Origin of the sequence: Phenylobacterium sp. (assembly GCF_030680185.1) — a bacterium.
GTDB lineage: Bacteria > Pseudomonadota > Alphaproteobacteria > Caulobacterales > Caulobacteraceae > Phenylobacterium.
Genome location: NZ_JAUXVZ010000029.1, coordinates 62,881 through 88,968 on the forward strand (window position 1 = coordinate 62,881; position 26,088 = coordinate 88,968).

The 26,088-nt window shown below is 68.5% G+C and carries 35 protein-coding genes and 1 tRNA gene; 7 read left to right on the plus strand and 29 right to left on the minus strand.

Features of this window, described 5'->3' with window-relative positions:
• Window positions 1-33: 33 nt before the first annotated feature.
• Both Q8L83_RS05350 and murA read right to left on the minus strand, forming a co-directional pair.
• The gene (locus Q8L83_RS05350; protein ID WP_305285196.1) at window positions 34-468 is read right to left on the minus strand and encodes a DUF2948 family protein; all 435 of its coding nucleotides are present in this window, start codon (window positions 466-468) and stop codon (window positions 34-36) included.
• The gene (gene murA / locus Q8L83_RS05355; RefSeq protein ID WP_305285197.1) at window positions 461-1,765 is read right to left on the minus strand and encodes a UDP-N-acetylglucosamine 1-carboxyvinyltransferase; all 1,305 of its coding nucleotides are present in this window, start codon (window positions 1,763-1,765) and stop codon (window positions 461-463) included. The genes Q8L83_RS05350 and murA overlap by 8 nt, the downstream gene beginning before the upstream one ends.
• Window positions 1,766-2,109: 344 nt before the next feature.
• On the opposite strand from murA, the gene Q8L83_RS05360 reads away from it, so the two are divergent.
• Window positions 2,110-2,184 (plus strand) — tRNA-Thr (locus Q8L83_RS05360).
• A gap of 94 nt (window positions 2,185-2,278) precedes the next feature.
• Here Q8L83_RS05360 and Q8L83_RS05365 read toward each other — a convergent pair.
• The 3 genes from Q8L83_RS05365 to Q8L83_RS05375 all read right to left on the minus strand — a co-directional run bounded on the left by Q8L83_RS05365 (window position 2,279) and on the right by Q8L83_RS05375 (window position 3,705).
• Window positions 2,279-2,545: a helix-turn-helix domain-containing protein gene (locus tag Q8L83_RS05365; protein WP_370868358.1), complete on the minus strand. Its 267-nt coding sequence runs from the start codon at window positions 2,543-2,545 to the stop codon at window positions 2,279-2,281.
• Window positions 2,546-2,548: 3 nt separating this feature from the next.
• Window positions 2,549-2,932, minus strand: coding sequence for a hypothetical protein (locus tag Q8L83_RS05370; protein WP_305285198.1), 384 nt, complete (start codon window positions 2,930-2,932; stop codon window positions 2,549-2,551).
• Between the two features lie 221 nt (window positions 2,933-3,153).
• The gene (locus tag Q8L83_RS05375; RefSeq protein WP_305285199.1) at window positions 3,154-3,705 is read right to left on the minus strand and encodes a response regulator; all 552 of its coding nucleotides are present in this window, start codon (window positions 3,703-3,705) and stop codon (window positions 3,154-3,156) included.
• A 175-nt stretch (window positions 3,706-3,880) separates the two neighbouring features.
• Here Q8L83_RS05375 and Q8L83_RS05380 point away from each other — a divergent pair, with 175 nt between their 5' ends.
• From Q8L83_RS05380 to Q8L83_RS05390, 3 genes are read left to right on the plus strand one after another with little or no spacing between them, the layout of a single operon-like run.
• Complete coding sequence (locus Q8L83_RS05380; protein ID WP_305285200.1) at window positions 3,881-4,594, plus strand: response regulator transcription factor; 714 nt, start codon at window positions 3,881-3,883, stop codon at window positions 4,592-4,594.
• Complete coding sequence (locus Q8L83_RS05385; protein WP_305285201.1) at window positions 4,591-5,925, plus strand: FecR domain-containing protein; 1,335 nt, start codon at window positions 4,591-4,593, stop codon at window positions 5,923-5,925. Before Q8L83_RS05380 ends, Q8L83_RS05385 begins: the two co-directional genes overlap by 4 nt.
• Window positions 5,922-8,219, plus strand: coding sequence for a CHASE2 domain-containing protein (locus tag Q8L83_RS05390; RefSeq protein WP_305285202.1), 2,298 nt, complete (start codon window positions 5,922-5,924; stop codon window positions 8,217-8,219). Before Q8L83_RS05385 ends, Q8L83_RS05390 begins: the two co-directional genes overlap by 4 nt.
• Here the strand turns inward: Q8L83_RS05390 and Q8L83_RS05395 are convergent.
• A complete protein-coding gene (locus Q8L83_RS05395; RefSeq protein ID WP_305285203.1) occupies window positions 8,206-8,700 on the minus strand; it encodes a hypothetical protein in 495 nt (164 codons plus the stop codon). The genes Q8L83_RS05390 and Q8L83_RS05395 overlap by 14 nt on opposite strands.
• A gap of 122 nt (window positions 8,701-8,822) precedes the next feature.
• Here Q8L83_RS05395 and Q8L83_RS05400 point away from each other — a divergent pair, with 122 nt between their 5' ends.
• Window positions 8,823-9,359 (plus strand): DUF2239 family protein, encoded by a 537-nt coding sequence (locus tag Q8L83_RS05400; RefSeq protein ID WP_305285205.1) that lies wholly within the window; start codon window positions 8,823-8,825, stop codon window positions 9,357-9,359.
• Here the strand turns inward: Q8L83_RS05400 and Q8L83_RS05405 are convergent.
• The 8 genes from Q8L83_RS05405 to Q8L83_RS05440 are packed head-to-tail and all read right to left on the minus strand — an operon-like array spanning window position 9,356 to window position 14,043.
• A complete protein-coding gene (locus Q8L83_RS05405) occupies window positions 9,356-9,481 on the minus strand; it encodes a hypothetical protein (RefSeq protein WP_305285207.1) in 126 nt (41 codons plus the stop codon). The genes Q8L83_RS05400 and Q8L83_RS05405 overlap by 4 nt on opposite strands.
• Before the next feature lie 46 nt (window positions 9,482-9,527).
• A complete protein-coding gene (locus Q8L83_RS05410) occupies window positions 9,528-9,905 on the minus strand; it encodes a hypothetical protein (protein WP_305285209.1) in 378 nt (125 codons plus the stop codon).
• Entirely contained in the window at window positions 9,902-10,336 is a 435-nt protein-coding gene (locus Q8L83_RS05415; RefSeq protein ID WP_305285210.1) for a D-Ala-D-Ala carboxypeptidase family metallohydrolase, read from the minus strand. The genes Q8L83_RS05410 and Q8L83_RS05415 overlap by 4 nt, the downstream gene beginning before the upstream one ends.
• Window positions 10,337-10,372: 36 nt before the next feature.
• On the minus strand, window positions 10,373-10,621 hold the full coding sequence (locus Q8L83_RS05420) for a hypothetical protein (protein ID WP_305285212.1): 249 nt from the start codon (window positions 10,619-10,621) through the stop codon (window positions 10,373-10,375).
• Complete coding sequence (locus Q8L83_RS05425; RefSeq protein ID WP_305285215.1) at window positions 10,618-10,965, minus strand: hypothetical protein; 348 nt, start codon at window positions 10,963-10,965, stop codon at window positions 10,618-10,620. Before Q8L83_RS05425 ends, Q8L83_RS05420 begins: the two co-directional genes overlap by 4 nt.
• On the minus strand, window positions 10,965-11,912 hold the full coding sequence (locus Q8L83_RS05430) for a hypothetical protein (RefSeq protein ID WP_305285217.1): 948 nt from the start codon (window positions 11,910-11,912) through the stop codon (window positions 10,965-10,967). Before Q8L83_RS05430 ends, Q8L83_RS05425 begins: the two co-directional genes overlap by 1 nt.
• A complete protein-coding gene (locus Q8L83_RS05435; RefSeq protein WP_305285219.1) occupies window positions 11,912-12,268 on the minus strand; it encodes a hypothetical protein in 357 nt (118 codons plus the stop codon). Before Q8L83_RS05435 ends, Q8L83_RS05430 begins: the two co-directional genes overlap by 1 nt.
• Entirely contained in the window at window positions 12,265-14,043 is a 1,779-nt protein-coding gene (locus tag Q8L83_RS05440; protein ID WP_305285221.1) for a hypothetical protein, read from the minus strand. Before Q8L83_RS05440 ends, Q8L83_RS05435 begins: the two co-directional genes overlap by 4 nt.
• 28 nt (window positions 14,044-14,071) lie before the next feature.
• Between Q8L83_RS05440 and Q8L83_RS05445 the strand changes: the two genes are divergently transcribed.
• Window positions 14,072-14,701, plus strand: a complete 630-nt coding sequence (locus tag Q8L83_RS05445) for an alpha/beta fold hydrolase (RefSeq protein WP_305285224.1) — start codon at window positions 14,072-14,074, stop codon at window positions 14,699-14,701.
• Window positions 14,702-15,373: 672 nt separating this feature from the next.
• Here the strand turns inward: Q8L83_RS05445 and Q8L83_RS05450 are convergent.
• From Q8L83_RS05450 to Q8L83_RS05475, 6 genes are all read right to left on the minus strand, one after another.
• Window positions 15,374-15,802 carry a hypothetical protein gene (locus tag Q8L83_RS05450; protein WP_305285226.1) on the minus strand — a complete coding sequence of 143 codons (429 nt, stop codon included), beginning with the start codon at window positions 15,800-15,802 and terminating at the stop codon, window positions 15,374-15,376.
• 9 nt (window positions 15,803-15,811) lie between these two features.
• Window positions 15,812-16,417, minus strand: a complete 606-nt coding sequence (locus Q8L83_RS05455; RefSeq protein ID WP_305285229.1) for a hypothetical protein — start codon at window positions 16,415-16,417, stop codon at window positions 15,812-15,814.
• Entirely contained in the window at window positions 16,417-16,656 is a 240-nt protein-coding gene (locus Q8L83_RS05460; protein WP_305285231.1) for a hypothetical protein, read from the minus strand. The genes Q8L83_RS05455 and Q8L83_RS05460 overlap by 1 nt, the downstream gene beginning before the upstream one ends.
• Window positions 16,650-17,273 carry a hypothetical protein gene (locus Q8L83_RS05465; protein ID WP_305285233.1) on the minus strand — a complete coding sequence of 208 codons (624 nt, stop codon included), beginning with the start codon at window positions 17,271-17,273 and terminating at the stop codon, window positions 16,650-16,652. Before Q8L83_RS05465 ends, Q8L83_RS05460 begins: the two co-directional genes overlap by 7 nt.
• 94 nt (window positions 17,274-17,367) lie before the next feature.
• Complete coding sequence (locus Q8L83_RS05470) at window positions 17,368-18,564, minus strand: P22 phage major capsid protein family protein (protein WP_305285235.1); 1,197 nt, start codon at window positions 18,562-18,564, stop codon at window positions 17,368-17,370.
• A 158-nt stretch (window positions 18,565-18,722) separates the two neighbouring features.
• On the minus strand, window positions 18,723-19,064 hold the full coding sequence (locus Q8L83_RS05475) for a hypothetical protein (protein WP_305285237.1): 342 nt from the start codon (window positions 19,062-19,064) through the stop codon (window positions 18,723-18,725).
• Window positions 19,065-19,154: 90 nt separating this feature from the next.
• Between Q8L83_RS05475 and Q8L83_RS05480 the strand changes: the two genes are divergently transcribed.
• Window positions 19,155-19,565, plus strand: coding sequence for a hypothetical protein (locus Q8L83_RS05480; protein WP_305285239.1), 411 nt, complete (start codon window positions 19,155-19,157; stop codon window positions 19,563-19,565).
• A 70-nt stretch (window positions 19,566-19,635) separates the two neighbouring features.
• On the opposite strand, the gene Q8L83_RS05485 is transcribed toward Q8L83_RS05480, so the two are convergent.
• The 9 genes from Q8L83_RS05485 to Q8L83_RS05525 all read right to left on the minus strand — a co-directional run bounded on the left by Q8L83_RS05485 (window position 19,636) and on the right by Q8L83_RS05525 (window position 26,068).
• Window positions 19,636-20,454, minus strand: a complete 819-nt coding sequence (locus Q8L83_RS05485; protein WP_305285241.1) for a hypothetical protein — start codon at window positions 20,452-20,454, stop codon at window positions 19,636-19,638.
• A gap of 63 nt (window positions 20,455-20,517) precedes the next feature.
• Window positions 20,518-20,736, minus strand: a complete 219-nt coding sequence (locus tag Q8L83_RS05490; RefSeq protein WP_305285243.1) for a hypothetical protein — start codon at window positions 20,734-20,736, stop codon at window positions 20,518-20,520.
• Window positions 20,727-21,494, minus strand: a complete 768-nt coding sequence (locus Q8L83_RS05495; RefSeq protein ID WP_305285244.1) for a hypothetical protein — start codon at window positions 21,492-21,494, stop codon at window positions 20,727-20,729. The genes Q8L83_RS05490 and Q8L83_RS05495 overlap by 10 nt, the downstream gene beginning before the upstream one ends.
• Window positions 21,495-21,520: 26 nt before the next feature.
• Entirely contained in the window at window positions 21,521-21,835 is a 315-nt protein-coding gene (locus Q8L83_RS05500; RefSeq protein ID WP_305285247.1) for a hypothetical protein, read from the minus strand.
• A gap of 31 nt (window positions 21,836-21,866) precedes the next feature.
• Entirely contained in the window at window positions 21,867-23,768 is a 1,902-nt protein-coding gene (locus Q8L83_RS05505; protein WP_305285249.1) for a portal protein, read from the minus strand.
• 75 nt (window positions 23,769-23,843) lie between these two features.
• On the minus strand, window positions 23,844-24,416 hold the full coding sequence (locus Q8L83_RS05510) for a hypothetical protein (RefSeq protein WP_305285250.1): 573 nt from the start codon (window positions 24,414-24,416) through the stop codon (window positions 23,844-23,846).
• Window positions 24,413-24,919, minus strand: coding sequence for a hypothetical protein (locus Q8L83_RS05515; RefSeq protein ID WP_305285252.1), 507 nt, complete (start codon window positions 24,917-24,919; stop codon window positions 24,413-24,415). Before Q8L83_RS05515 ends, Q8L83_RS05510 begins: the two co-directional genes overlap by 4 nt.
• 73 nt (window positions 24,920-24,992) lie before the next feature.
• A complete protein-coding gene (locus Q8L83_RS05520; RefSeq protein WP_305285254.1) occupies window positions 24,993-25,562 on the minus strand; it encodes a hypothetical protein in 570 nt (189 codons plus the stop codon).
• The gene (locus tag Q8L83_RS05525) at window positions 25,559-26,068 is read right to left on the minus strand and encodes a hypothetical protein (protein WP_305285257.1); all 510 of its coding nucleotides are present in this window, start codon (window positions 26,066-26,068) and stop codon (window positions 25,559-25,561) included. Before Q8L83_RS05525 ends, Q8L83_RS05520 begins: the two co-directional genes overlap by 4 nt.
• Window positions 26,069-26,088: the final 20 nt, after the last annotated feature.

Consider the following 26,088-nt stretch of genomic DNA (forward strand, 5'->3'; position numbering starts at 1 on the left):
GCGCCTGGGTCACACAGGCGGGCGCGAACGGCCTTAGGCCTCGTGTCGCGGCGTCCGCGGCGTCGGCCAGGGCTCGGAAACGTCGGCCAGGATCGCGTCAATGCACTCCACGCGCACCTTGAGGTCGCCACCACCCGCGAAGTTCAGGACCACGGCCCCTCCGGGGGGCTCGGCGTCCGGCTCAAAGGTGATCGCCAGAAGCTCGACCACAGCATCGGGCGCGTCCCGCCGCAACCGCCGCGCCTCGACCTGCTCCACCGAGCTCAGTTGCAGGGCGCTACGCACCCGCGAACGCCCGCCCGCCTCCCAGCGATAACGGTTGAACGCGATGGTCAGCAATCGGGTCTGCGCCTCGAAACGGATGTCGCCGATCTTGGCGACGGCGTCCTGCAGCGCCGCAGAGATCACCGCAAGGTCGTCGGCGTCCTCGGCCCGCAGCTTCAAGCGCCCTCGGGAAACCTCAGGCATCGGCGGTCATGTCCTCGATCATCTCCGCGCCCTTCAGACGCCGGATCTTGGCCCCGCAGGCGCCGAGCTTGGCCTCAAGGCGCTCAAAGCCGCGGTCGAGGTGATAGACACGACCGACCTCGGTTTCGCCCTTGGCCGCCAGACCCGCGATCACCAGACTGACCGAAGCCCGCAGATCGGTGGCCATCACCTGGGCGCCGTTCAGGCTCGACACGCCGCGCACCCGCGCCTCGCCGCCCTGGATCGCGATGTCGGCGCCCAGCCGCGCCAGCTCGGGCGCGTGCATGAAGCGGTTCTCGAAGATGGTTTCCCGGATCACCGATTCGCCGTCGGCCAGGGTCATCAGGGCCATGAACTGGGCCTGCAGGTCCGTGGCGAAGCCAGGATAGGGATCGGTCTCGACCGTGACGGCCGCCAGCCGCCGGCCGTTGCGCTTGATGGTGACGCCGTCATTGTGATGCGTCACATCGACCCCGGCCTCCTCCATCTTGTCCAACAGGTTGGCGATGAAGTCGCTGCGGGTCCGCGTCAGCCGCACCTCTCCGCCGGCCATGGCCGCGGCCAGGGCGAAGGTGCCGGTCTCGATCCGGTCGGGAATGACCGAGTGCGTGGCGCCGCCCAGCCGGCTGACGCCCTGGATGCGGATCAGGTCCATCCCGGCGCCGGTGATCCGCGCGCCCATCTTGTTCAGGCAATCGGCCAGATCGACGATCTCTGGCTCACAGGCGGCGTTACGCAGCACGGTCTCGCCCTCGGCCAGCACCGCCGCCAGCATGGCGTGCTCGGTGGCGCCGACCGACACGAACGGGAAGACGATCTCCGCCCCGATCAGACCGCGCGGCGCCTGGGCGTAGACATAGCCCTCATGCAGGTCGATGTGCGCGCCTAGCGCTCTCAGGGCCGACAGGTGGAGGTCGACGGGCCGCGCGCCGATGGTGCAGCCGCCCGGAAGCGAGACCTTGGCCTGGCCCGAGCGGGCCAGCAGCGGCCCCAACACGTTGAACGAGGCCCGCATCTGGCGGACCAGGTCATAGGGCGCGATGGCGCTGACGATTTCGGACGTCTGGAGAATGGTTTCGGCGCCGTCCGGCCCGTCCCGCTCCTCGACGTCTGCGCCCAGGCGCGTGAGCAGCTTGCCCAGAAAACGGGTGTCGGCCAGACGCGGCATATTGGTCAGCCGCAGGGGTTCGTTCGTCAGAAGACTGGCGGCCATCAGCTTGATGGCGGAGTTCTTGGCGCCGCTGATGGCGATCTCGCCCTCCAGACGCGCGCCGCCTTCGATGACGATTCGGTCCAAGCCCAGCCCCTTCAAGCGCCGCAGCCCGCGGCGTGAACAATCCAAGTCGCGCTTCTAGCCTGCGGCCACCGTGGCGCAAAGCCGCACGACTCTCACGAACGCTTGTCATCCTTGGGGACCGGAGCGTCGGAGGCCTTCGACGGGGCCTTGCGGCGCCGCAGATTGGCGCGAAGGGCCTGGGCGAGCTTGGCCTCCCGATCATGGGGAGGTGAAGATCTGGGCTTTTCGGGCGAGCTCATGACGATGGCTTGCGGCCGGGGTCTTTCAAGGTCAAGTCCGAGAAATCCGGATTTGGGGGCTTCACGCGGGGCGTCGGGTTGGCTATAGCCCCCGCCTCGCCTTTCGCCGCCGTAGCTCAGTGGTAGAGCGCATCCTTGGTAAGGCTGAGGTCGGCAGTTCAATCCTGCCCGGCGGCACCATTATCCGGAGGCTGGTCATTCAGCCTCAAGGCGTCTCCGGAGCGGCCTCGCGCCGCTCCGGAGCTCCCTCCAAGCCTCACGAGCCTTCCCCGCTTCAGGCGGCCGTCTGGCTCTTCTTGGCTGGCGCCTCTTCGAGTCCTTCGAAAAAGTATTCCACGCCGACCTTCAGCACGCAGGCGATCTCATAGAGTCGCGAGGCGCTGAGCCGGTTCATGCCGCGCTCGTACTTCTGAACCTGTTGAAAGCTGATCCCGAGGCGCCCGGCGAGATCGCCCTGGGTGACCTTCAGTTCGCGTCGTCTGAGGCGCAGGCGCTGGCCCACATGGAGATCGACCGGGTGAATGCTGAGGCTGGCGACCATGGCTCAGGACCCGAACTGCATGATCGGCGAGGACTCGAGGCTGAGCCTCACCCACACTGGACCAGCGGCCGAGAGCGGCACGGCCATATGTAGCCGCCTGTGCTGGGAGGCTGCGTCGAGGACGATGGCTTCATACTGTCGGGGATTGCGCCACTGGGCGTTCAGGGGCAGCCAGAGACGGCGGATATGGATCGGCCGGACCCGATGGCGCGCCGCCACCTCGGCGAGAAGCGCATAGTCGCTGGCGCGGGACCCAAGCAGCTTCCACGCCAGACTGGCCGCGATCGCCAGGATCGCCGCGCCGGCGCCTAGCGCCAGCGGCGAGGGTCGGGTCGCAGCCAGGCCGACAAAGCCCAGAACCGCCGGCGCGCACCAGCCCAGGCCCATGAGCGCTGTAGAGGGCGGTTCAAGTCGGCTGGGCTCGCACCCATCCAGGCCTGATGAAAATGTTGTCGGCCGGCAATCCATGCTTCGGTCCCCCCCACGCACGCCCATCAATGGGCGTGATGAAGGCCCCCAAAACAAGGTTTCGGCCTTTGAATTTACAACTGTTTACATAGTTAAGCTTGGATGCGCCCGGCTTCGGGGCTCAGGAGCGCGTCCGGGCCTCAGTGGATCACGCCCAGGGACTGGCGGCTCGGAACCGCGAGGGCCCCGCAATAGCGCTCGATCACCTCGAACAGTGTCTTGGCCGCAAAGGGCTTGCTGACGACCGCGTCCATCCCCGCCGCCAGGCAGGCCTCCTGATCAGCCTTTGCGGCCCCCGCCGTGATCGCCACGATCGGCACGCGGTCCAGCCCCTCGCTCACCTCGGTGCGCCGGATGATTCCGGTCAGGGCGCAACCGTCGATCAGCGGCATTCTCACATCCATCAGGATGAGATCCCACCTCGCGCTACGCCAGGCCTCCAGGGCTTCTGAACCATCCCGGGCGATAACCGCGGTCAGGCCGACGAAATCCAGCAGAGCCACGAGCAGACGCTGGGTTCGCGGATCGTCTTCAGCCACCAGGATCTGGAGTTGGCCGGGCGGCCCTTGCAGTCGTCCTTCCCGGGTCAATTCAGATGACATCACGCGCGGCGCTCCTAGATTGAGGCCGGCCTCGACTCGTTCTGACCTGACCTCATTCACGCCTAGTAACGTCAACTGCAACGGCTGCATGGGTTCGGGCTCAAGTTTTACAACTTCTTACAATCTGTTCTCCCGCCATTGCCCAAAATGGGCCGACTTCACATTATAGGCCAAGCCGCCGTGCGGGTACGGAGGCGAGCCGTACAACTGCCTCACGCATGGCCTTGTGCACACCGAGCGCGTCTTCGGGGGAAGGACCAGTCTCATGAGGGTGGCGATACTGGAGGATGATCCCGCCCACGGGGATCTGGTGGAAGCCGCCCTCCGCTCTGAAAACCATACCTGCCTGCGCTTCACCTCCGGCGCCCCCCTGCTGGTGCGCCTACGTCAGGAGACCTTCGATCTCCTGGTGCTCGACTGGAATGTGCCGGGTCCGTCCGGCCTGGACGTGCTGGCCTGGGCAAGGGCCAATCTGCAGGCGCCGCCGCCCGTCCTGATGATCACGGCCCGGGCCTCGGCCGAGGATATCGTCACCGCCCTCGACGCCGGCGCCGACGACTTCATCGTCAAGCCCATCGAACGGTCGATCCTGCTGGCGCGTGTGAACGCTGTCCTCCGGCGGGCCTATCCCAGCGGCGCAGCCTTGCGCCAGGAGACCTTCGGCGAACACCAGTTCGACCCGATGACCGAGACCGTGTCGTGCGCCGGCGAGCCCAAGAAGCTGACGACCAAGGAATTCGCCCTGGCGCTGGCCTTCTTCCGCAATCTGAATCGCCCGCTGGGCCGCGCCTATCTTCTGGAAACCGTGTGGGGCCGGAACCCTGATCTTCCGACCCGGACCCTTGATGCGCACGTGTCGCGCATTCGCGCCAAACTCAACCTCCGCCCAGCGCTTGGCTACCGGCTGGCGCCTGTCTACAGCTACGGCTACCGCCTTGAGGCGATCTCAAAGGCCGTCGAGGAGTCTTCCCCGCCATGAAGGCCGCCCATCTCGCCGCCATCATCGCCTGCGCCATCGGCATCACCCTCGCCGCCCCCGCCGCCAGGGCCCAGACAAGCCAGGCCCCGGCGGATATCGCCACCTATGTGGTCCGGCCCGGCGACACACTTTATGACCTCGCGACGCGCTACATGATCCGGCCGGGCGACGCGCTGCAGGTGGCCCGCCTCAACCGTATCGCCGAGCCGCGTCGCCTGCGCCCGGGGACGACTCTGCGGATTCCCATGCGCCTCCTGCGCACCGAGCCCGTCGTCGCGCGTCTCGCCGCCTTCCGGGGGAACGTGACGATCGCCGGTCCCGCGGGGCCCCTGGCGCCAACGATCGGGCTGATCGTCCCGGAGGGCTCGCGCCTCGCCACCGCGGCCGGCGCCTTCCTGACCCTGGAAATGCCCGACGGCTCGCGCATCACCCTGCCCTCCCAGAGCCAGGTCGTGCTGAACCGCGCGCGCCGGGTCCTGCTCACCGGCGACATTCAGCGTCACCTGACGCTGGAGGCCGGCCGCAGCTCCTCGGTCGTCAATCCGGCGCCCACGCCCGGCAGCAGCTTCATCATCACCACCCCTCTGACCGTCTCGGCTGTCCGCGGCACGGAGTTCCGGGTCGGCCACGACCCTGAGGCCAACCACTCGACCCTTGAGGTGGTCGAAGGTTCGGTCGGCGCTCAGGCTAGCTATGAGCCGGGCGAAATCCTCGTAACCCAGGCGTTCGGCCGTCGGGCCGACGCCACCCGCGCGACCGCCCCCCAGCCCCTTCTGCCGGGCCCCAAACTCCGCAATCCTGGCGCGCGGCAGGACGAGCCCGAGCTCCGGTTCGACGTCGTCCCCGCCGAGGGCGCGCAAAGCTATCGGGGCCAACTGGCGACCGACGCCGGCTTCGTCGACATCCTGGCCGAAACCGAGAGCGAAACTCCGACTCTGACCTTCGCCTCGGTCCCCAACGCCGTCTATTTCCTGCGCCTGACCGCAATTGACTCCGCCGGCCTCGAAGGCTTGCCCGAGGTCTACGCGATCGAGCGGCGGCTGAACGCCATTGACCTTGCGCCGCCAGCCGGCCTGGAAGGGGTGGATCGCAGCTTCCTGTTCCGCTGGAGCGACTCCGGAGAAGGAGTCGCCAGCTTCCGCTTCCAGCTTGCGGCCAACGCCGAGATGGATAGCCCGATCATTGATGAGCCGGGCCTGACCGAGCGCCAGATCTCGGTCGCCGAACTCCCCGATGGCGTCTACTTCTGGCGGGTGCTGGTCACGCGCTTCGAGGACGGCGAGGCCATTGAAAAATGGGCGCCGGTCCAGCGCTTCCAGCTCGGCGGGTGACCCTGTCCGCGTCGGCTCGACCTCGTCAGGACAAGATCCAGCGGTCGTGGCTGATGGGCGAATGGCTGCTGACCGCAGCCCTGGCCCTGGCCCTGACCGGACTGTTGGCCTGGAGCGGCGGCGCTAGCCGGCTCGACAACCTGCTCTACGACGCCCTGCTGCGCCAGGCGCCACAGCCGATCAGCGACGAGATCATCATGGTGGTCATCGATGATCGAAGCCTGCAGGAGATCGGAGTGTGGCCCTGGTCCCGGCAGACCCATGCCGCCCTCGTCGAGCGCATCGCCGCCGCCGGCCCCAAGGCTTTGGCCTACGACGTCCTCTTCCTTGAGACAGGCTCCGATCCGGCGGCCGACAGCGCCCTGGGAGATGCCTTCGCCGCCACCGGCGTCGCGGCGCTCCCCCTGCTCGTCGAATCCCCAGGACCGAACGGCGCCGCCTACGCCCTGCGCCCGCCCGTCCGCGAGATCGCCCGAGGCGCCAGGGGTCTGGGACAGGTGAACCTCCAGTTCGACCGCGATGGAGTCGTCCGGCGCGCCGCGCTTCTCGAAAGCATCGGCAACCAGGACCTGCCACACCTCATGGAAGTCACGCGCCGTATCGGCCAGGGCCTTGCGCCGCCAGACCGTCCAGGCCCGACCGACGGCGGCCCCCTCGTCCGGAACGCGCCAGCCCTCATTCCCTACGCCGGACCGCCGGGTCACTACCCCGCCATTTCCGCCAGCAGCATCCTGGCTGGCGAAACGCCGCCGGAGTTCCTGCGCCACCGCTATATCCTCGTCGGCGCCACGGCGGCCGGCCTGCACGACAGCTATGCGACGCCCACCAGCACCGCGGCGCAGTTGATGCCCGGGGTCGAGATCCAGGCCAATCTCCTGGCCGCCCTGCTTGATGACCGTACGATTCACCCCCTGAACCGTGGGGTCCACACGGGCCTTTCCATAGGTCTCGTTCTCGCCCTGCTGCTGGGACTGCTGAAGCTTGGGCCGCGAGAAAACCTTCTCCTGGGGGCTGCCCTGATCCTCCTTGCCCCTGCCGGCAGCGCGGTGGCCCTGCTGACCCTCGGCCTCTGGGCGCCGCCTGCGGCCGCCCTGATCGGAATACTGCTCGTCCTGCCCCTATGGGCCTGGCGTCGGCTCGAAGCCTCCAGCCGTTACATGGTGCAGGAGTTGGCGCGGTTTTCCGCTGAGCCAGACTTGCTTAGCCGTCCCTCCAAACCGGCCAGAGGACAGGACACGGTCGCCCGACAGATCGCCCTGATGGAAGACACCATCGCCCGGGCGCGAGACGCTCGCGGCTTTGCGCTCGACACGCTCCAAGGCCTGCCCGATCCCACACTGGTCCTCTCGTCCGGCGGCGAAGTCAGCTTCGCCAACGCCACGGCGCGCCAACTCTTTCCTCAGGTTCAGGCCTTGACGGCTCAGGCCCTGCTTGAGGGCTGGTCGGCGGATGGCGCACGTCTCGACGACCTCCTGCTGAGTGAAACGGAGATCGCCACCGAGATCGTCAGCCCGACCGGCGCCGTCTTTCACGTCACCCGCGTGCGCCATCAGCCCCATTCGGAAGGGGCCGATGCCTGGATTCTACGACTGACCGACATCACGCCCATCCGAACCGCCGCCGCCCAGCGCGAACGCCTGCTCCAGTTGCTCACTCACGATATGCGCTCGCCGCAGGCCTCGATCCTGGCGGTTCTGGATTCGCCCGCCGAAGAAAAGCCGCCGCCCGCCATCGCCGAGCGGATCGCCGGCTACGCCCGTCGCACCCTCGCCCTGGCGGACAACTTCATCCATCTCGCCCGCGCCGAATCTGGCGCCTTGGCGCCGGAGATCCTGAACCTTTCAGATCTGGCCACTGAGGTCGTCGATGACCTCTGGCCCCGGGCGCAGCAGGCCGGTGTGGTCATCAGCCTCAAGACGCCGCCCGAGGACCTGCTGGTCCACGGCGACCGGGCGCTGCTATCGCGCGCCCTCGCAAACCTGCTGGACAACGCCTTGAAGTATGGAAGCCAGCCCGGCGAGATCAGCTGCGTCCTGTGGGCCGACGCCGATATGGCTGTCTGCGAGATCGCCGATCAGGGCCCTGGCATCGACGCCGACGCTCTGCCGCGCCTGCTTCAGCCCTTTCAGCGCCTCAACCGACCCGAAGCGGCGCGCCTTGATGGCGTTGGTCTGGGTCTCAGCCTCGTGAGTGAAGTCGCCCAGCGCCACGGCGGGGAAATCGGCTGTCGCAATGCAGGTCCCGCCGGCGGGGCGATCTTCACCCTGCGCCTGCCGCGGGTCACTGAGGCCTGAGGCGCGCCGCAAGGGCGGCGGTCAGGACCGGCGCCATGGCCTCGACCTCGCCGGCCGGCCCCTGTTGATGCGCGCTCGCCCGGAACGCCGGCGTCCCGGTCTGGGTGTCCAGCAGCACGACAGTCAGGCTGTAGTCGCTCCGCCGCAGCTGCCAGAACCGCGCCTTGCGGCTTTCCGCCAGCCACTGCGCCGCCGCGCCTTCCGCCCCAGGCACAAAGGCCCCGACCCCGGCCGGACGTTCGGCCAGACTGGCCTGAACCAGGTAGTCCGCCTTTGCCCCCGCCCCGTTCACCGTGCGGAAACCCGCGGCGCCAAGCGCCTCTTCGAGGCCCCCCGTCCAGGTCAACGCCTCGGTCCCCAGGCGCACCGTCGCGCCAGAGGCTGGCGGCGTCTCCGGTCGCAGGGTCAGGTCGACCGGCGGCGTGGCGCAACCCGCCAGCCCCGTGCATATCAAGCCTGCAAGAACCGTCCCGCGCCGCATGTCGCCCTCGTCCGCCATAGGCCTACGATTAAACACCCGGAATCACCCAGGGTCCAAACCCTGAGCCGCACTTATACCCGGGCAATATTGACGAGAGCCCCGCCTTGCCCCAGGAATGGGGGATGCTTCCGACTCTGACCGCCTTTGTCGACGGCGTCCGTATCGCCAGCGGCGACGCCGTTCAGATCGCCGCCGCCCTGCGCGACCGCCTCAGTACGCCCGAGGCGCCGCCCATCCTGCTGTCCGACGCCGATGGCCGCCCGGTGGACATCGATCTGCGCGCGCCGGGAGAAGCCCCGACTGCAGCGCCAGCGCCGCCGGCCCGACCCACGCGTGGCCGACCGCGGCTCGGCGTCGTCCCGCGGGAGGTCACCCTGCTGCCCCGCCACTGGGACTGGCTCGCCGCCCAGCCCGGCGGCGCGTCGGCCGCCCTTCGCCGACTGGTGGACGACGCACGCAAGACCAACGGGGACGCCGATCGCCTTCGCGCCCAGCGGGAGACCGCCTACCGCGCGATGTCCGCTCTGGCCGGCGACGCCGTCGGCTTCGAGGCCGCCGCCCGCGCCCTGTTCGCCGGCGACCGGGATGGGCTCGACGCCATTCTGGCCACCTGGCCTCCGGACGTCGCGGCCTATATCCGGGCCCGCCTGGACGCCTAGCGAGCCTTCCCCGCGCCCAGCGCCGCCTGCGCCTGGTGTGTCTCGATAGCCAGCCGTCTGGCCGCGTCGCAGGCCACCAGCTGGGCGCCCCGCGTCACATAGCCGATCTCCAGATCCGCCAAGGTCGGCGCCGGCGGCAGGACATGCAGCGCGCAAGGCCGCAGCGTCTCAGCCGCCAGGCTCAATCTCGGGGCAACCGGCAAGTTCGGGGGCGGCTTGGCACAGCTGGCGATCAGCATCGTGCAGACGAGCGGCCCGAGCCGCATCAAGAGGCGCATGGCCATCCTCCGTATTGAGAGCCTGGGGAATGAAGGCGGCGGTCACCTGCTCGGCGCGGCCGCTCCGGGCCAGGGCCGCGCTCAGGCGCGTCTGCGCCGCCCGCTCCCCCTCGGCCTCCAGCCGAGCCGCGTCCCGCGCCTGGGTCAGGGCGGCCACGGCGTCCCGATGAAGCTCGGCCCCATCCCGGCGTCCGGCCACATAGAGCGACAGGGCCGAGGCGGCCAGACCGCCGGCGGCGACGGCGACGATGATCAGACGCAGGTTCATGCCGAGAGCCCCCGCACATAGCCGCCGCCGGGCCGCCAGGTCAGCACCTCGCGCCGCCAGCGGCCGCCGAGACCCAGGTGAACCCAGGCGCCGGCTTCTTCGATCAACTGGTCGAAGGCGAGGTCTGAGTCCGCGATCGCCCGGCACACCGCCAGCGGCGAGCCGAACCGGGGGCAGATGAAGTCCGCCGCCTCGCCGCGCATGTGGGCGCTGGTGGCCGAGCCCCCCACCGCCCGGTTCACCGCCGGCGAGCGATAGCCGCTGGTGATCAGGATCGGCGAGCCCCCGAGCAGGACTCGAACTGTCTCCAGCACCCGCGCCGTGGCCTTGAGTTGCTTGAGCACAGCCGGCGGGGGCCGATTGTCCAGCCCCCGCTGCTGGGTGGCGGTCATCTCCTCCAGGGAGAAGTGCGCCGAGAGCCATGTCCTCATGGCCGGCCTCCAGGTTTTCAGACTGATGGAAGGACGTCAGGTCCGGTCGCGACGGCCGGCGGCCACGAGCTTGGCCCAGTCGGTCACCGTGGCTCCGGCTAGATAGAGGGTGCCCAGCACCACATTGGCCCCGATCAGGGCCAGCCCCAGCCACTTCAGCGCGACCGGATCGTCCAGGCGCAGGATGATGGCCGAAAGCCCGACGAAATTGGCTCCGCAGGCGCCATAGGTGAAGATCCGCCGATAGAGCCACCGCACCTCAATGGGCGGTCGCGGCTCGCTCATGGGCTGCTCGCCGGCTTCAGCCCCAGCCCGGCCAGGAAGGCGATCAGCCCGGTCGCCAGCCACGGCATGCTGCGGGCCAACCAGGTCCAGAAGTCGGCGGCGCCCGCCACCCGGTCGCGCTGGCTCTCCAGCTGGTCGATACGGCCCAGCGCGCCCTTCAGCTCACCGCGCAGGCCTTCCACCAGCTTGCCAGCCTCCTGCGCTTCCAGCCGCGCCAGCCGCTCACGCACATCATCCATCTTCGCCGCCAGGCCTTCCAGCCGCGCCGTCTGGGCCGCTACGTTCTCGCCGATTTGGCGCAGGGCGACGATCTGGGCATTCGCAATTTCTATAGACCCGGTCATCAGGTCACCCCCTTTGGGGGAAACATCGCAGTTCCCAGGCTAAAGATGTCGCCCGCGATCTTGGTGGCTTGACCCAGGTTATCGAGGAAGCTCGGCGTGTCTGTCCGAGTTCCCGTCGTGTTGGACGTCCCCTCGGTCGTCGAGCCGCGGAACAACTCCAGGGGCAGCTTGGCCATGATGTCGGCCTGGCTGTTCAGCGCCGTATAGGGCGCCAGCCGATAGGCTTGATCGACCCCACGCGCCTGGGCGCCGAGCGCGGCCTGTGTCGCCAGGTCCTCGCGATCGCTGGCCGCCCGGCTTCCGGCGAATCCGGCCAGGCTGTTGGCCGCCTGCAAACGCAGAGCCGCGGTCTGGGCCGCCAGCTGCGCATTCTGGATCGAGGCCTGCTGCCGGCGCTCGGCGTCCTGGCTGGCCAGATCGGCGCTGGTGCTGAACATGCCCGCCAACAGGTTCGACACCTGGGTATTGCGCGCCCGCGCCAGCTCGCCCTCCGTGAGCGAGCGGGTCAGCGCCGCGCCGGACCCCCCGAAGGCGCCTTGCCCGGCCAGACTGAGGGTCTGGCTCGCCCGAGTCCGTCCAGCGTCGGCGTCAAAGTCGGCGGTGGCCGCGTCCACAACCTGGCTCCGATAGGGATTGTAATAGGCCTCGATCCCATCCAGCAGGCTGGCCGACTGGACGCTCGGCGCCTCCTGCGCCATCAGCCCCCGCGTCCAGTCGGCGGCCTCGTCATAGGCTGAGCCATATCCGTCCAGGTTCGCCGCCCCGCGCATCGCCTGCTGTTCAAGCCCATGCAGCGGCGCGACCAGACTATAGGGATCGACCTGGCCAAGCTGGCCGACCCGCGCGCTCAGGCCCTGGACGCTGTCGGTCACCCATTGCGGATTGGTCGGCGTCACGGTCGCCCGCTCGGTCGAGCTCGAGGTGGTTTTCGTCTTCTTCTTGCCCATCACAGGCTCCTTCGCAAAATCTCGCCATGCCGTCGGTAGCCATGGGCGCCGAGCACCCGCGCCCACCCGTTACGGCCCTCGATGGTGACCTCCGCGCAGCCCAGGCCCCTCGCCCAGGCCTCGACGCCCGGCCGCAGGGCCAGGATGGTGTCCAGCCGCCCCCCGGCCAGCCAGACATGCAGGCTGCGCCCCTCGGCGCTCTCCACGCATTGGGTGACCAGCGCGCCGGCTTCCCCGGCCCAGAGCTGCGCCCGCCCGGACAGAATCTCGGCCCGCAGGCTCGCCTCGTCGCCATCCTCCGGCCGCAGGGCCGACGACAGCCAAGCTCGGCAAGCCGCCCAGGTTTCGGGGGTCATCGCATCCCGGCGGGCACGACATCGAACACCGGCCGGCCAATCCTGCCCCCTGTCGGCGCCCCCTGCCCGCTCAGCCGGACGCGAAACAGCCGGCCGCTCGCCCGCACATCGACCCGCCCGGCGCCAGGCGCCACAGGATAGGGACCATAGGTCCGGCTCTCGCCCTGCGGCTTCAGCCGGGTGCTCAGTCGCAGGGCCGCCGCGCCGGCCTGCCCGGCCATGTCCGGCCAAAGCCCGCGCACCATCAGGGTCTGGTCCTCGTTGAGCAGCTGGTCGGCGCTCTCGATGAACCAGCCAAACGCCGCCCCATCGGCTGAGCGCCCCCGTTCGTGCCAGAACACCCGCCCCTCTGGCGTCACCCCGATGGGATCCTGCTGCGGCCCGGCGTCGACGAAGGCCGACCGGGCCATGATCCCCTTGGACCACGACCCATCCCCCAGGCAGACGGCCAGATATCGGCTGTTCTCATTGCCATCCCGGGCGTCGGGATAGTCGAAGCGGATCTCGTCAAAGATGCTGACGGTGGACGCCGTGACCTTGTCGGCCTGGGCGCTGGCGAGATTGCGGGCCATCTCGTCACGGATGGGGCAGGCGATGATCTGCACCGCCCCGCCCAGGCTGTAGCTGCGAAACTGCAGGTCCGGCGCCAGCCAGACCGCCTGAGACCCGGCTACGGCGAAGGCGTTCGGGCCGACCAGGCCGCAATGCTCGCCCACCGGATCAAACCGCCAGGGTTGGCTCAGGGCCCCGACAAAGGTCCCCACGAACAGCCTGTCGGACGTCCAGACCAGGATGAACTGCCCCGCCACGCAGCCCCCGACAATGCGCCCTCCGCCAGCCAGCACATATTCCCGCGCCGTGGTGTCGGGCGCCGTCGTCCATTCGTCTGGCGCTCGAACGCCGCTGTGGCGGATGCAAAGGGGGTTGAAGACCCCCGAAACCTCCTCGTTGCAGCCCAGGGCGAAGATCTGGTCGGTGTGCGAGACCAGCGAAACCGTGACCTGGGCCGGCCCGCCCCTCAACGGCTCGGCCGCAACCTCCGTGTCGTTGGCCCAGGCATAGAGGGTTCCGCCCCGAGGACTGGCGACCAGACGCTCCCCGAACGCCGAAAGGCTCCAGGTCCTGGGAAAGAACTCCGCCGTCGAAGGCGAGGAAAAGGCGCCGGTGGAAAAGGCGCCGGTGCCATATCCCTGGCCCCCCGTGCCATCGATCGCGCCGGCGGCGAAGGCCGCCTGGGGCGCCACGACCACCGCCGAGCCGCCGCCGGTGGCGCTTGAGGCCGCGGGCGCCATGAACTCATAGGTGAAGTGGTCGGCGTCGATGACCGCAACCGGTGCGCCCTCGATGTTTGGCGTAATCCCGCCCAGCGCCACAGCGCCGGAGACGTCGACCAAGTCACCCCCGGCCAGGCCATGCCCCACCATGGCCACGCTCACCGTGGCGTCGCCCGCCGTAACCGACAGTGGATCGGCGCCCAGGCGGCGCGCGGGCCGCGCCAGCGTCGGCGTGATGTCGTAGAGGCCGCCGCCGATCCACACCTGCAGGGCGTTGTGCGAACCGAAGGCCACGTTCAGCACCGCAGCATTGTCGGTCCAGGCGAAGACCTGACGGCAGACCCCCGCAAGCCCGTCGGTGGTCAGGCTCTCCCAACCCCCGATCACCTGCGGCCGCCCGCGCCAGAAGCGGACATTGGACCCATCGGCCCAACGCCCCGCCGCCGCAAAACTCGTATCGTCCCCCACCAGACCCGGCGGAATATCGAGAGGTATTCTCATCACATTTTCCCCTGGCTAGAATTGAGCCATGGAAGCCAAGCGCTATCTCATCCCGACACCCCACGGCGAGGTGTCGCTGGTCTTCGCGAACAAGCCGCGAGATGAGGTGGTCGTGATTATTCACGGCGCTGGCCGTCGCGCGTTCCAGTTAAGATCGTGGCTTGCCCACGATGTGGTTCTGGCCGAGTTGCCCGGCCACGATGTCGCACCGATGATTGAGGGCGATCTGGCGACCTACGCTGCAGCCTACGAAGCGGCTCTCGCCCATGTCTGGCCCGGCCTTCCCGTGACTGTTGTCGGCGAAAGCCTTGGTGGGCTCGTTGCTCTTCAGATGTCGGGACGGGTTATAGCGGTAGATCCTCCACTTGAGCCAACACCCGAAGTTGAGCACGAGCTCCGAGTAGGTTTTGTCGCGACATGGCTAAAGCCAATTCTTCGAACCGAACATTGGCATTTACTTGATAATCTAGGTCAGGACGTAGAAATTATTTGTCCGACCAGATCTATTTTGCCCGAGAAATCTATAGATAGAATTCAAGGATATCCAAGGGTTCATCTCTCTCGGGCGGAAGGAGGTCATGTGCTCTTGGACGAAAATCCAGATGCAGTGCTGAATGTATTGAGAAAGGAGAAGCTCACCCTCTCGAAAGCAAGATAACGATCAGGCGCCCAGCGCCTCCAGGGCCGCTCATGCCCGTACCAGTTCCTCCTGATCCCCCGCCTGGCGCGTAGCCGCCTAGCGAGTTGGTGAAAACAGCGGCGGCCGAACCGGCCCCTCCAGCAAGTGCTGTGCCGAGATCCGCCAGGCCAGCAGAACCGCCGCCACCTCCACGCCCCTGGTCACTGCTTCCGCCAATTCCGCCATACTCCCCAACATCGCCCGAAGCGTTCGTACCACCTCGCCCGCCCTTGCGATTGATCTCGCCGCCCGTCGCTTCACCTCCATTCCCCCCATGAGTATCCATGGCACCGCCAGCGCCCCCGCCAGCGGTTACGGAATGGCCACGGAAAACAACGGACGTGGTGCCGCCTGCATTCCCATTGGTTGCAGCCGCAGGGCCCCCAGCACCGACCGAGTAAGCCAACAAATCACCTCGATTCATCGAAAATCGCCGGTAGGCAGCGCCTCCGCCTCCTCCGCCGCCTGCGGTGTACCCGCCCGAGCCGCCACCCCCTCCAGAGCCGCCGCCGCCGATCGCGTAAATCAGCGCGTCGCAGTTGGAAGGCGCCGCGATCGTGCCGGAGCCGGAGTCGAACTGATACAGACCCACAATGCTGGAGCGGGTCTTTCGCCGCTGGGGCCTGTCGCCCCTTGGTCCATAGGCCGCCATTACGGCAACGGCGAGTAGGAGCCGCCCGAGGCGCGGCAGACAATGCCATCGGCGACGGCGACGCCGATGGCGAATGACAGCCCCTCCCCCGGATGCAGGAACAGCGGGTCGTCCTCGGTGGGATTGAACGGGACCCTGGCGTTCGCCACGGTTCCGCTCGCCGCCAGGTCCGGCAGCAGCGCGCTGTCGATCAGCACGTGAACCGCGCCGATGGTCCGATAGAGCTGGCAGTTCACCGCCGAGGGCGGATCGGTCCGGGCGATGGCATAGGCCTTGGTCAGCCGCATCCCCTGCGTGTTGTCGCCGGGCGGGATCAGTTCGACCACGTGCGTGGGCGTGTCGAAGTCCGTATTGGCCGCCGTGGCGACCGCCGTGTAGGCCACAGGACTCTGGACGGCGATATAGGCGTTGGTGGCGATGGCGCTCATGGCTTCTCCTCAGCCGAAATAGGCCAGGCCGGCCGCGCGCCAGTCGGCGGCGGCGGCGCTTTGGGCCTGATGGTGGATGTAGTCAGGAAGGCTGGTGACAAGGCGCCATCCGGCGGCCTCACCGTCGGTGAAGACCACCTTGCCGGCATTGCCAGCCTGGCCCGGCAGAGCGCCGGCGTTGTAACTCCAGGCCACGGCCTCGACATAGGCCTTCAGGGTCAGCCCGCCGACGCCCAGCGGAAAGACATTGGCGCCGTCGCAGGCCACCAGCGTCACATCCTGGCTGTCGATCGTCGCGACGGCCCCGGCCCCGGTGGTCAGGGTTACAGGTCCGCTGGCGGCGTTGCGCACCAGATAGATCTTGCTGGTCGCCGGCAGGGTCACCACGGCGGGGCCCGTGCCGGAAAAGTCCAGCATGGCCCGCCGCGCCTCGTCGTCGCCGGCATTGGCGCTGGTCAACACATGGTCGCCATTCAGCGCGATGGCGCTGCGCCCGGCGACCGCCTGGTCCAGCCGGTCAATGACCGCGTTCAGTCGCGGCGCGCCCCAGGTGTTCAGATTTTCGCCGGCCGCCTGCATCTCCAGGCGCAGGGAGGGGGTGTAGGTCGAAGGCATCAGATGACAGCTCCCGTATCTTGCCGCACCCAGGCGCTCCCGTCCGAGACCGCCAGGGTCGAAAGGTCAGCCACCAGGACCAGGGTCTGCGGCCAGGCCGCCGCCGGCGGCAGGTCCGCGGCGGCGCAGGCGAAGACCGGCGTCGGCGCCCCGGGCGTCTGCAGCGCGCGCACCGCTTCCACCAGCGCGCCCAGCAGGGGGCGCAAGGCCGGAGGCGCGTCCGGACCCACGCTCAGCATGAGACGGCCTCCCGACGCGGCAGGTCGGTGACCAGGCTGGCCATCCCGTGTCGCCGGGCGTCGGCGGCGCGCGCCTGGGCCAGCGCCATCTCGAACCGGGCGTTGAAATGCCCGGCCATTTCGCCATCCCTCAGATAGGGGCAGGCCTCGGCCAGGGTGGCGAACAGATAGAGGTCGGGGTGCTCGGCCAGCACCGCATTGGTCGGCGCCTCGGCGCTCAGGGCCAGACGCCCCACCTGCCGCAGGACGAAGCTGGTCTCCCCATCACAGGGGCGCTCCAGCAGAATCTTTCCGCCCTCCAGGCTCCAATAGTCCGGCCGCCCGCCCTGGTCGCTGCGTGGCATCAGGCCCGCAGGCCGGTAGCGCATCGGCGTGCGCGCCGGACCGTCGGCCCGCCAGAGTCCGAGCGCCTCGCGGCAGTCGGCCGGCAGGTCCAGGGTCCGCGCCCCGGGCGGCGCCGCCAGATCGACTTCGGACTCCATCACCGCCAACCGCAGCTCGCGGTTCAACCGCGCCTCGGCCAGGGTGATGAAATCCGACGCCCGCCCAGCCAGATCGCTCCGCTCCAGCCAGTCGGCCGTCGCGGCCTTCAGGTCGTCATAGGTCGTGAGCGCCATGCGCCCTCCTCCCCTCGGCAGGGGGCGGCGACGGGGCGAGCCCGCGCCGCCCCGATTGTCGTGTGAGCCGCGCCCCAGGGCGCGTTGCGCGCGCCTAGTTGTTGGCCAGTCGACAGGCCAGTTGCGGGCGCAGGGTCTGGTAGCCGTAGAGGACGTCCAGGCGGCAGGGGAACTTGTCGTTGTTGATGTCGTACTGGCGCACGATCCGCATGGAGACCCCGTCGAAGACCTCGCGCGCGGCGAAGTCCACGCCCCGCGGCATCACCATGTCGGCCGTGGCGAAGGCGAAGGCGCCCTTGTGATAGGCCATCGAAATCCCGTGGGCCGCCCCGCCCGTCCCGGCCACCTGGATCTGCGCATTATCGGCCGGCGCGTTCGATACGTTCTGCGCGGCGCCCGTGGTGACGATGGCCGGCGAAATCTGCACGCTCGCCACGCCCGAGCCGTTGGAGCTGGCGTCGGCCTTCACCACGAACTGCTGCTGCACGCCCGTCGACTGCTTGGTCTCCGGATGCACCCGGAAGACGCCGGTGATGGTGAAGACATCGCCAGCCTTCAGCACCGCCGAACTGTTGGACCAGCCGTCGGTGGCCAGGGTCGCGCCGGTCTGGCCCGCCCCGTTCACCAGCGGCGAACCGGCCTTGGTCCCCACCGTGTGCGAGGGCCACAGGGTGTTCTCCATGAAGTCGAAGCCGGCGCTTCGGCCCATGAAGCCTTCGCGGTACTGCTTGGAAATGCTGGCCTTGTCGTTGAACAGGCCCTTGAGCGCATCTACCAGGTCGACATTGTCCTGGGTGTTCAGATTGCAGGTCCGCCCGGCCAGGGGCGCCAGATTGTCCACCAGGATCTTCCGGCCCTGCAAGATCTTGGCGAAGCTGGCGGCGGCCCCCTGGTTGTTCACCTGGTTATGGACGGTCTTGTACATGCCCATGGCGTCGGCCTCGATATTGGCCGCCAGCACGCTCATGGCCGGTTCGATGATCCGCTCGGAGAAGTCGTCCAGCGACAGGGTCAGGTCCACCGAGGTGAAGTTCAGGTCCACGCCCTTCTGGGTCTGGACCTTCAGCTCGACGCTGGTCTCGGTGGTGTCCTGGGCGTCCAGGGTCGCGCCGGTGCGCACCACATACTGGTTGGGCAGCCGCACCTTCAGGGTGTCGCCCACCTTGGCGCCCTGGCGCGCAAAGCTGTCGTCATACTCCCGCGTGATGGAGCCCACGAAGTTCAGCTTCTGGTGCAGCACACGCAGGGCCTCGCGGGTGACCGCGGTCGGGGAAAGCAGCGAATTGGCCATAGGCTCTCGTCTTCCTTGAGGATGGAATGTGGGTCGGCGCAGCTGCGCCGGTCGGGTGTTGGATAGGGATCAGGCGCGCTCGTGCGCCCGGAGGGTCACTCCGGCGGCTGCAGCGTCTGCGATTTCAGAATGCGGCCTGGCGCGAAGCGCCAAAGCCCTTAGTCGACGAAGGTCACGCCACGCTCCGGCGCCAGGCGAACACTGACAATGTCCTTGAGCGCCAGCTCGCCGTCGAAGTCCTGACCAGGCGCCGGGATGAACATATTGACCACATCCGGCCAGGTGCGCGGATCTATGCCCAGGGCGTCGCCCACGTAGCGCGGGCCGACCGCCACCATTTTCAGATCCTCCGGCGGCAGGCCATCATAAAGGATCGGCGGATCCATCTCCATCAGCCACCGTCCGCCCTGCAGGGGCCGCACCACCTCGCCGGGCCAGTCCTGCTCGTCGCGATTGTCCACCTCGCGCAAGGTCAGGCAGACCCGCCCCCAGACAGACATGGGGATGGGCGCGTGTGACGCTGGCTCGCTCGGCTTCGAACGCCCGAACAGGCGACGGAACAGTTCCAAACGCACCTCCTTTGGAAACGGGTGGCGAAGCTCAGCCTTGCCCTGGATAGAGACACAGCTAAACTGGAACAAATGACGAACTACGGCAAACTTTCGGTTCAAGACGAGGGCTTCGTCTTCCAGGCGCCGAAGCGAGGCTGGTTCTGGCAGAAGTCGCCACCGCCCTTCTCCGCCGCCTTCGCCGCGGTCGGAGAGATTGTCGCCCTCAAGCTCGACCTCATCACCACCGACGAGGTGGTGTTCGACATCTGGCTCGACGACGGCCGCAGCCTCCGTCTGTGGGAAAGCGTTGAAGGCTTCGTCGAGCTGGACACCGCATTCGCCAACCATCTGCCCCATTACTTTCGCGACTGGCGGGGAGTCGTGATTTTTCCGGCCTTCGAAGAAAACCGGACCGTTATCTTTCATCGGTCGCTGGAGCAGGTTTACTGACGCGCGGCGCAACGAGGTCGAAGAGCTTCGCCCGCCCAGGACGACGGGACATAGTGCTGACGCCCCGCCATCACCGCCCCGCCATGGCCTGAGCGTTCCTGCGGCGCATCCACTCGGCCGCGCCCATGTCGTCGCGCACGGCGCTGGCCGGGGCCGAGCCGCCGCCCACCTGCACGGCCGGCCGCACCTGGATTGCGGGCTGAGGCGACGACTGAAGCGAAGCCTGCGTCCCAGCCTGCGCCTTCATCGCAGCTTCCCCCTGCTGGGCCCGGTGCAGGATCATCCACAGCCGCGGATCGGCCACCTCGCGCAGCTCGTCCAGGGTGACGCCGAAGGCCTGGGCGTATTCCACCAGTTGAGCCGCCACCTCCGGCGACCAGCCCTCGATCTGGCCGGCCAGCACCCGGCCGGTCTCTTCCAGCTCGATCCGCGCCCGTTCGCCGGCCGCGGCCCGGGCCATCTCGTCCTGCTGGGCCAGGGCCTGGCCATAGGCCTCGCGGGCCTGGGCCACGTCGTTCGCCTGGGTCCAGAGCGCCTGGGCCAGCTGGGGGTCCTGCTGGCTCAGCGCCTGCCAGTCGACGCCCTCGAACTGCGCCAGTTGCTGCTCCAGCGCGATCAGCACCGCCCGGTCCTGCGCGCTGGCGCCGGCGAGTTCGGCCTCCAGCTCCATCATCTTCGCCCGCTCGGCCAGGGCCCGGCGTTCGGCCGCCACAGTCTGGGCGGCGCTTTCATGGTCGATATTGGCCATCAGCTTCGCCTTCAACGCCCGCGGCAGGCGATAGAACTGGCCGCCGTGCTCGATCTCCTCGATCGCGTCAGCCTCGGCGCCAGGGCCTGCGGCGAGCAGGCGCGGATCGGCGCCGCCCAGGATGGTCGGGTCTTGCATCATGGTCATGTCCTTGGAATTCGGGCGGCGGGGCCGCTCCGGCTCAAAGTTGAGAAGCCAAGCGCCTCAGTCGGTCTCCGGCCAGGCCTCGTCCGGTGAAAGGGTCACCCGCGGCAGGTTCGTGAGAAGGCCATGCACCGCCGCATGCCGCTCATCGGCCAGCACCGCCGGCGAGAGCGCAAAGGCCCCGGCATGCGCGCCGGCCAGGATCAGTCTCGGCTTCAACTGCGGGCCTACGATCTGCGCGGCCAGGGCCTCGTCCATCAACACCAGGCTCACGCCCATGATCCAACCTCCGCCAGGTATCGACCCAGGGCCGAATGAAGCGCCGCACCCTGCTCGGCGGTCAGGCCAGCGCCGAAGTGCGCCGCCGCCAGCCGCCAGCTGCTCAGCGAGCCCTCCGTTCCGCTCGCCGCATAGCCGTGCAGGATCAGCCGCTGCGCGGCCACCGTGGTGATCGCCTCGACGGGTTCGCTGATCACCACCCCGTCCTTGAGCACCTGGTAAACATCGGCCGCCCGCCGGCTCATCAAGGTGTGGCCAAAACCGCTGGCGATCCCCACCTGCCGGTTGGTGGTGCAGTTGGACCGGGTGGTCAGCTGGCCTGCGCTGCTGCGCAGGTGGATACGATTGCGAGAATTGCCAAAGGCGCAGCCGCTGCTATCTCCAGCCACGGCCCAGACCCCGGCGTGGTGATCGGCGGCCTGATAGAGGCCGCCCCCTTGCAGGAAACCGGTCTCCAGGAAGCTCGTCGCTCCGTCGCCCTCGTAACCGGACCAGGGGACGAAGACCGGGCTGTTGACGGGCGACAATCCGCCCACCAGGGGCTGCGCCCAGTTCACCCCGGCGGCCTGTTCATCGCCCGCCGCCATGACAAACAGGGCGTCCAGCCGCGACCAGATCTCGGCGGCCACCAGGGCCGAAATCAGCTGGTCCATGGCGCCCGCCTGGGCGTTCCCCGGGGTCTGGGCCATCTGCCCGATCACCGCGTCGGTCTGGGGCCGCAGGGCCTGGGCGCCGCGCACGGCGACGCCGCTCGCCACCCCTCGAGCCAACTTGCAGCCCCCGCTCACTGGCTCAGGCGGTAATTCACCGTCCCCGAGCTCAGCGCCGTGCAGTTCAGCCGGTAGAGCACGCCGGCCTCCGGCTCCTCCATCACCACGGAGATCGGCGCGGCATAGGCCGCCGGCGTTCCCGCCCCGTCACGGGAACATTCCAGCCAAGTCGCGCCGCTATCAAACGACCGCTCCACCCGCACGCTGCCGGAAAACACGCCCCACAGCGACAGGTTGAACCTGCGCGGCGCGCCGGGCCGGGAGTCGGGCGCAAATCGTTCGCTCGGGCCTGTCGCTGTGAACGCGCCCGTCACCTTGCCGGTGGCCATGTGCTTGATCCTTGAGGTCGAAAAAGAAAGGTCAGTCGGCGGCGCGCCCAGCGCCCATCACCTTCAGCCGCTGGGTCTCGGCTTCGAAGGCGGCGATCTCCAGCTTGCGGGTCTCCAGGGCCTGGTCCTTGGCCATCGCCTCCAGCTTCTGGTTTGCGCCAGCCAGGGCCTGGGACAGCTTTTCGATGGCGGCGCGGGCCTCGCCCAGTTCCGGCGCTTCGCCGCGCACCTGGGCCGGCAGCAGGCTGGAAAGCCGCTGGGCGATCTCGTCGGCGCCGGGCCAGTCCAGATTGCGCGCCAGCAGGTCGCCGATCACTGGGGCTGCGGCCGGATAGGCCTGGATCAGCTGGATCATCTGCGTCGCGGCCTCTTCCCGGCGGCTGGTGAAGCTCGGCCCCGCCCGCACCGTCAGGTCGTACTTGCCGACGCTCAGATCATAGATCCGCCGCACCTCGCGCACCTGACCCGTCTCATCGGTCTCGCGCACCGCCACCGGCTGGTTCACCTGCGCCAGCCTCGCCTCCCCGCTCGGCCCCAGCACCCGCACGACGCGGGGCGCGGCATAGACCTTGGGGATCAGGTCGATCAGAATCCGCCCGGCGTGCCGGATCGCCCGGCTCAGATTGTCGATATAGTGGAAGGTGGAGACGTCCCCCTCCCGCTGGCGGGCCATGATCGCCCGCCCGCTGGTCTCGTTGGACCGCGCCCCCAGGCTGGCGTCATGCAGGCCCATGATCGCCTTCATGTCGTCGCTGGCGTTCAGCGCCTCCTGCAGCGCCCCGGCCGGCACGCCCGCAAAGGGTTGCCGCATGGGCGGCTCAGGCCCGTCATATTCCAGATAGGCGTGGGTCTGAACGTTCGCGCTCGCCCACTTCTCCGCATCGGTCTCGAACGCCCCCTTGCGCCCGATGAAGGGGGCCTTGGGCGCCAGCGCCACCAGCTCGGTGGTCGTGGTCCGCCAGTAGTTGAACATCCGCTGCGGGTCCTTGGCGTCCCGCACCAGGCTACGCAGCCGCCGGCGGCCATCGATCCGCAGCTCCTCGCCAAACACCGGCACGATGGGAATGAACCGCCCGGCCCATTCGACGGTCTCCAGCACCTGCGCGCCGGTGACCACATGCTGCACCACCCGGTGGCTGGCCACCTCCCGCGGCGCGCCCTGGATGCTGACGCCCAGCGCATCGAACAGGCCCTTCTGGGCCTCATAGGCGGAAAGCTCGATCACCTGCCCGTCGCTCAAGGCGACAATCTTGCGGCGCACCGCCTCGCGCCGCCAGAACTCGGCCACGGTCACCCGCTCGCCGTCGCCCCAGGCGCCGGCCGCGCCCTCATGGCCAGACCCCGACCAGTCCACAGCATCGGCGCCCTTCCAGCGGGCCTGGAACGCCGCCCGCGGCAGGCTGTCGACCACAAAGGCCGTGTTCCAGTCCGAGGAGTCCGCGGCCGTGGAGTCCGGATCGCCATAGATGCTGAACGGATCGGCCACCCGCTCGATGACGATGTCCTGCTCGAAACTGTCATCCCGGGCATAGCGGGTGTTGATCCGGAAATAGCCGAAGCCGCAGGTCACCGCGAAATCCAGCGCCGTGTCATAGGCGACCTCGGCGTCGCTCGACTGCTCGATGTGGCGGATCAGGCCGTTGAAGATCTCCGCCGTCTGCGGATCGGCGCCGTCGTCCACCGGATGGCAGACGATGGCCGGCTTGTTCAGCCGCGCATCATTGACCACCTGGCGCACGAAGGCCGGCAGCCGGTTGATGGTCAGGCAGGGCCGCCCGTCCAGCTCCCGGTCCCGGCGCACCTTCTCCGGCCACTGCTCGCCCAGCCTGGCGAACCGAAGGTCGTCGCGCGCCTCCTCGCGGATCTCGGCCTCGTGGGCCGACGCACGCTCGAACGCCTCGCGGGCGTCGCGCAGGATGTCGTCATCAGTCATGCAAACGCCCTTTGGCGTCCCAAGTCGGGGACGCTGTGTCAGAGAAATCCGATTTTCCTTAGGTCCGGCGGGGGCTTAGTCCGCCGTCTTCACGAACGCCCCGCCATCCCAGGCGAAGGCCTCGCCCTCGCCGTCTCCAACCTTCACCACCAGGGTCGGTGGCGCGCCACCCCGGCCTTCGCGCACGGCCAAGGTGCGTTTCGGCAACGCCGTGATCGGCTGCGCCGGCGCCAGCCTGACCGGCTCGCGGCCCGCCGGGAAGACGTAGAGCGCAAACCGCTCATAGGGCTCATCCAGCAGGATCGCGGCCTGATCCTCTCGCCCGTCGCCATCGAAATCGGCCGACACCGCCAGCCGCTGATAGTGGTCGAGCGCCTTTCGCCATGTGGGGTCATCGCCATAAACGGGCATCAGGTCCGCCGTGGTCCGGAACACCCAGCCTTCCGGCGGGATCACCGTCAGGCGGGGCATGTGACAGTCCAGTCGGCTGCGAACGCCACCATGGTCGCGACAGCGCTCCCCATACTCGAAAGCGCGGCCCTTGCAGCCGACAACACAGGAGCCCATCAGCAGCATGACCATCACGACGGACACCAGCAGGCCTCTCAGCAGCCGCCAGGTGGGAAAGGGAGGTGGTTCGATCGTCATGACGCCACCTCGACCAGGCGGCCATCCGCCCACGTGTAGGTGATGTCGTTGGTCGTCCAGCCGACCCTCTGCCGCAAGGTGAAGCTCGCCGCCGCAGTGGAGGACGGCGCCGGTTTGTTAAACTCCACGGACACCGCATCCATCTCAGCGATGGGCCGCGCCTCGGTCAGCGCACGGGCCGCAGCCCCGGAGAAATGGTCCCTGGAGAAGAAGGCGAAGACGCGGAACTGGGTCAGCGTCGGGTCCACAAGGACCGCGATGGAATCGCCTTCGCCGTCGCCATCAAGGTCGGCCCCGGAAGCTGTGAGCCGCCCCCAGTCATGAGCCACGTCCTTGACCGCCGCCAATTCCGGGGCCTGCACGCTCTGCCAGCCGCGCGGCGTGCTCTGGCGAGCGCCAATGATGTAGCAGAGGCCATCGCCCCAATAGCCGCTCTGGTCACCGCAGCCGTCACCGATCCAGAAGTCACCGGTCGCGTAGCCGCAGCTGGCGGCGCTCAGCATCGCCGCCCCGGCCGCCGCCCACCGCATTTCGCGTCGCATCCAAGGCATCAGGCCTCCCACTGAAATGCCAGGCTCATTGACCGGCCCTCACAAACGCCGCGCCGTCCCAGGCGAAGGCTTCGTCCTCGCCATCCGCGGCCTTCACCACCAGCACCGGCCTTCCGCCGCGCCAGGGTTTGCGCACGGCCAGGGCGCGTCCAGGCAAGGCCGCGACCGGCAGCGGCGGCGTCAACCGCGCCGCCTCGCCGCCGCCCGGAAAGGCGAAGACCGCAAACGTCTCAAAGGTCTCGTCCAACAGGATCGCCGCCTGGTCTTCCCGCCCGTCGCCGTCGAAATCGGCCGAAACGGCAAGGCGCTGATAGTGGTCGAGCGCCTCCCGCCACGCCTGATCGCCATCGTCGCCCGGCCGCATGTCGGCCGCCGTGCGGAACACCCAACCCTCCGGCGGGGCCGCGGTCAGTCGCGGCATATGGCAGGCCATATAGCCCGGCGCCCCGCCATTATTCCGGCAGCGTTGCGGATACTCGGCCCCGCGGCCCAGGCAGCCCACCGTGCAGGAGCCCATCAGCAACAGCACCAGGACCACCGACAGCAGACCGCCTCGCACGATCCGTCCGACCGGAATAGTGGGCGGCTCGATCACGGCGCCACCTCCGCCAGGCGATCCCCGCGCCAGGCGAAGACCATGTCCCGCCTCTCGCCCTCAATCGTCCGACGCAAGGTGATCTTCGGCGCCCTGTCGGGCTCGCCAGGCGGCCCCTCCACACTGACGGAAACGCCCGCCACATCTGCGACCCTCTGGGCTTCGGTCAGCGCCACGGCCCGATCCCCGGCAAGGTCGTCCTTGCCGTAGAAGACGAACAGCCGAAACTGCGTCATCGACGGGTCAACGAGGATGCGGGCAAGATCCGGGGCTCCGTCCCCGTCGAGATCGACGGCGCCAGGTTCAAGAACACCCCAATCCTTGGCGTGGCCCGTGACCGCCGAGATTTCGTGTGGGTTTATGGCCTGCCAACCATGCGGCAGGGAAGACAGCGATCCCCCGCTGTCGTAGCAGACCCCCTTCTCCCAATGGCCGTTGTGATCGATGCAGGCGTTAATGCCGACGAAGTCGCCTACGGCATAGCCGCAGCTGGTGGCGCTCAACACCGCCACCCCGGCCGCCGCCC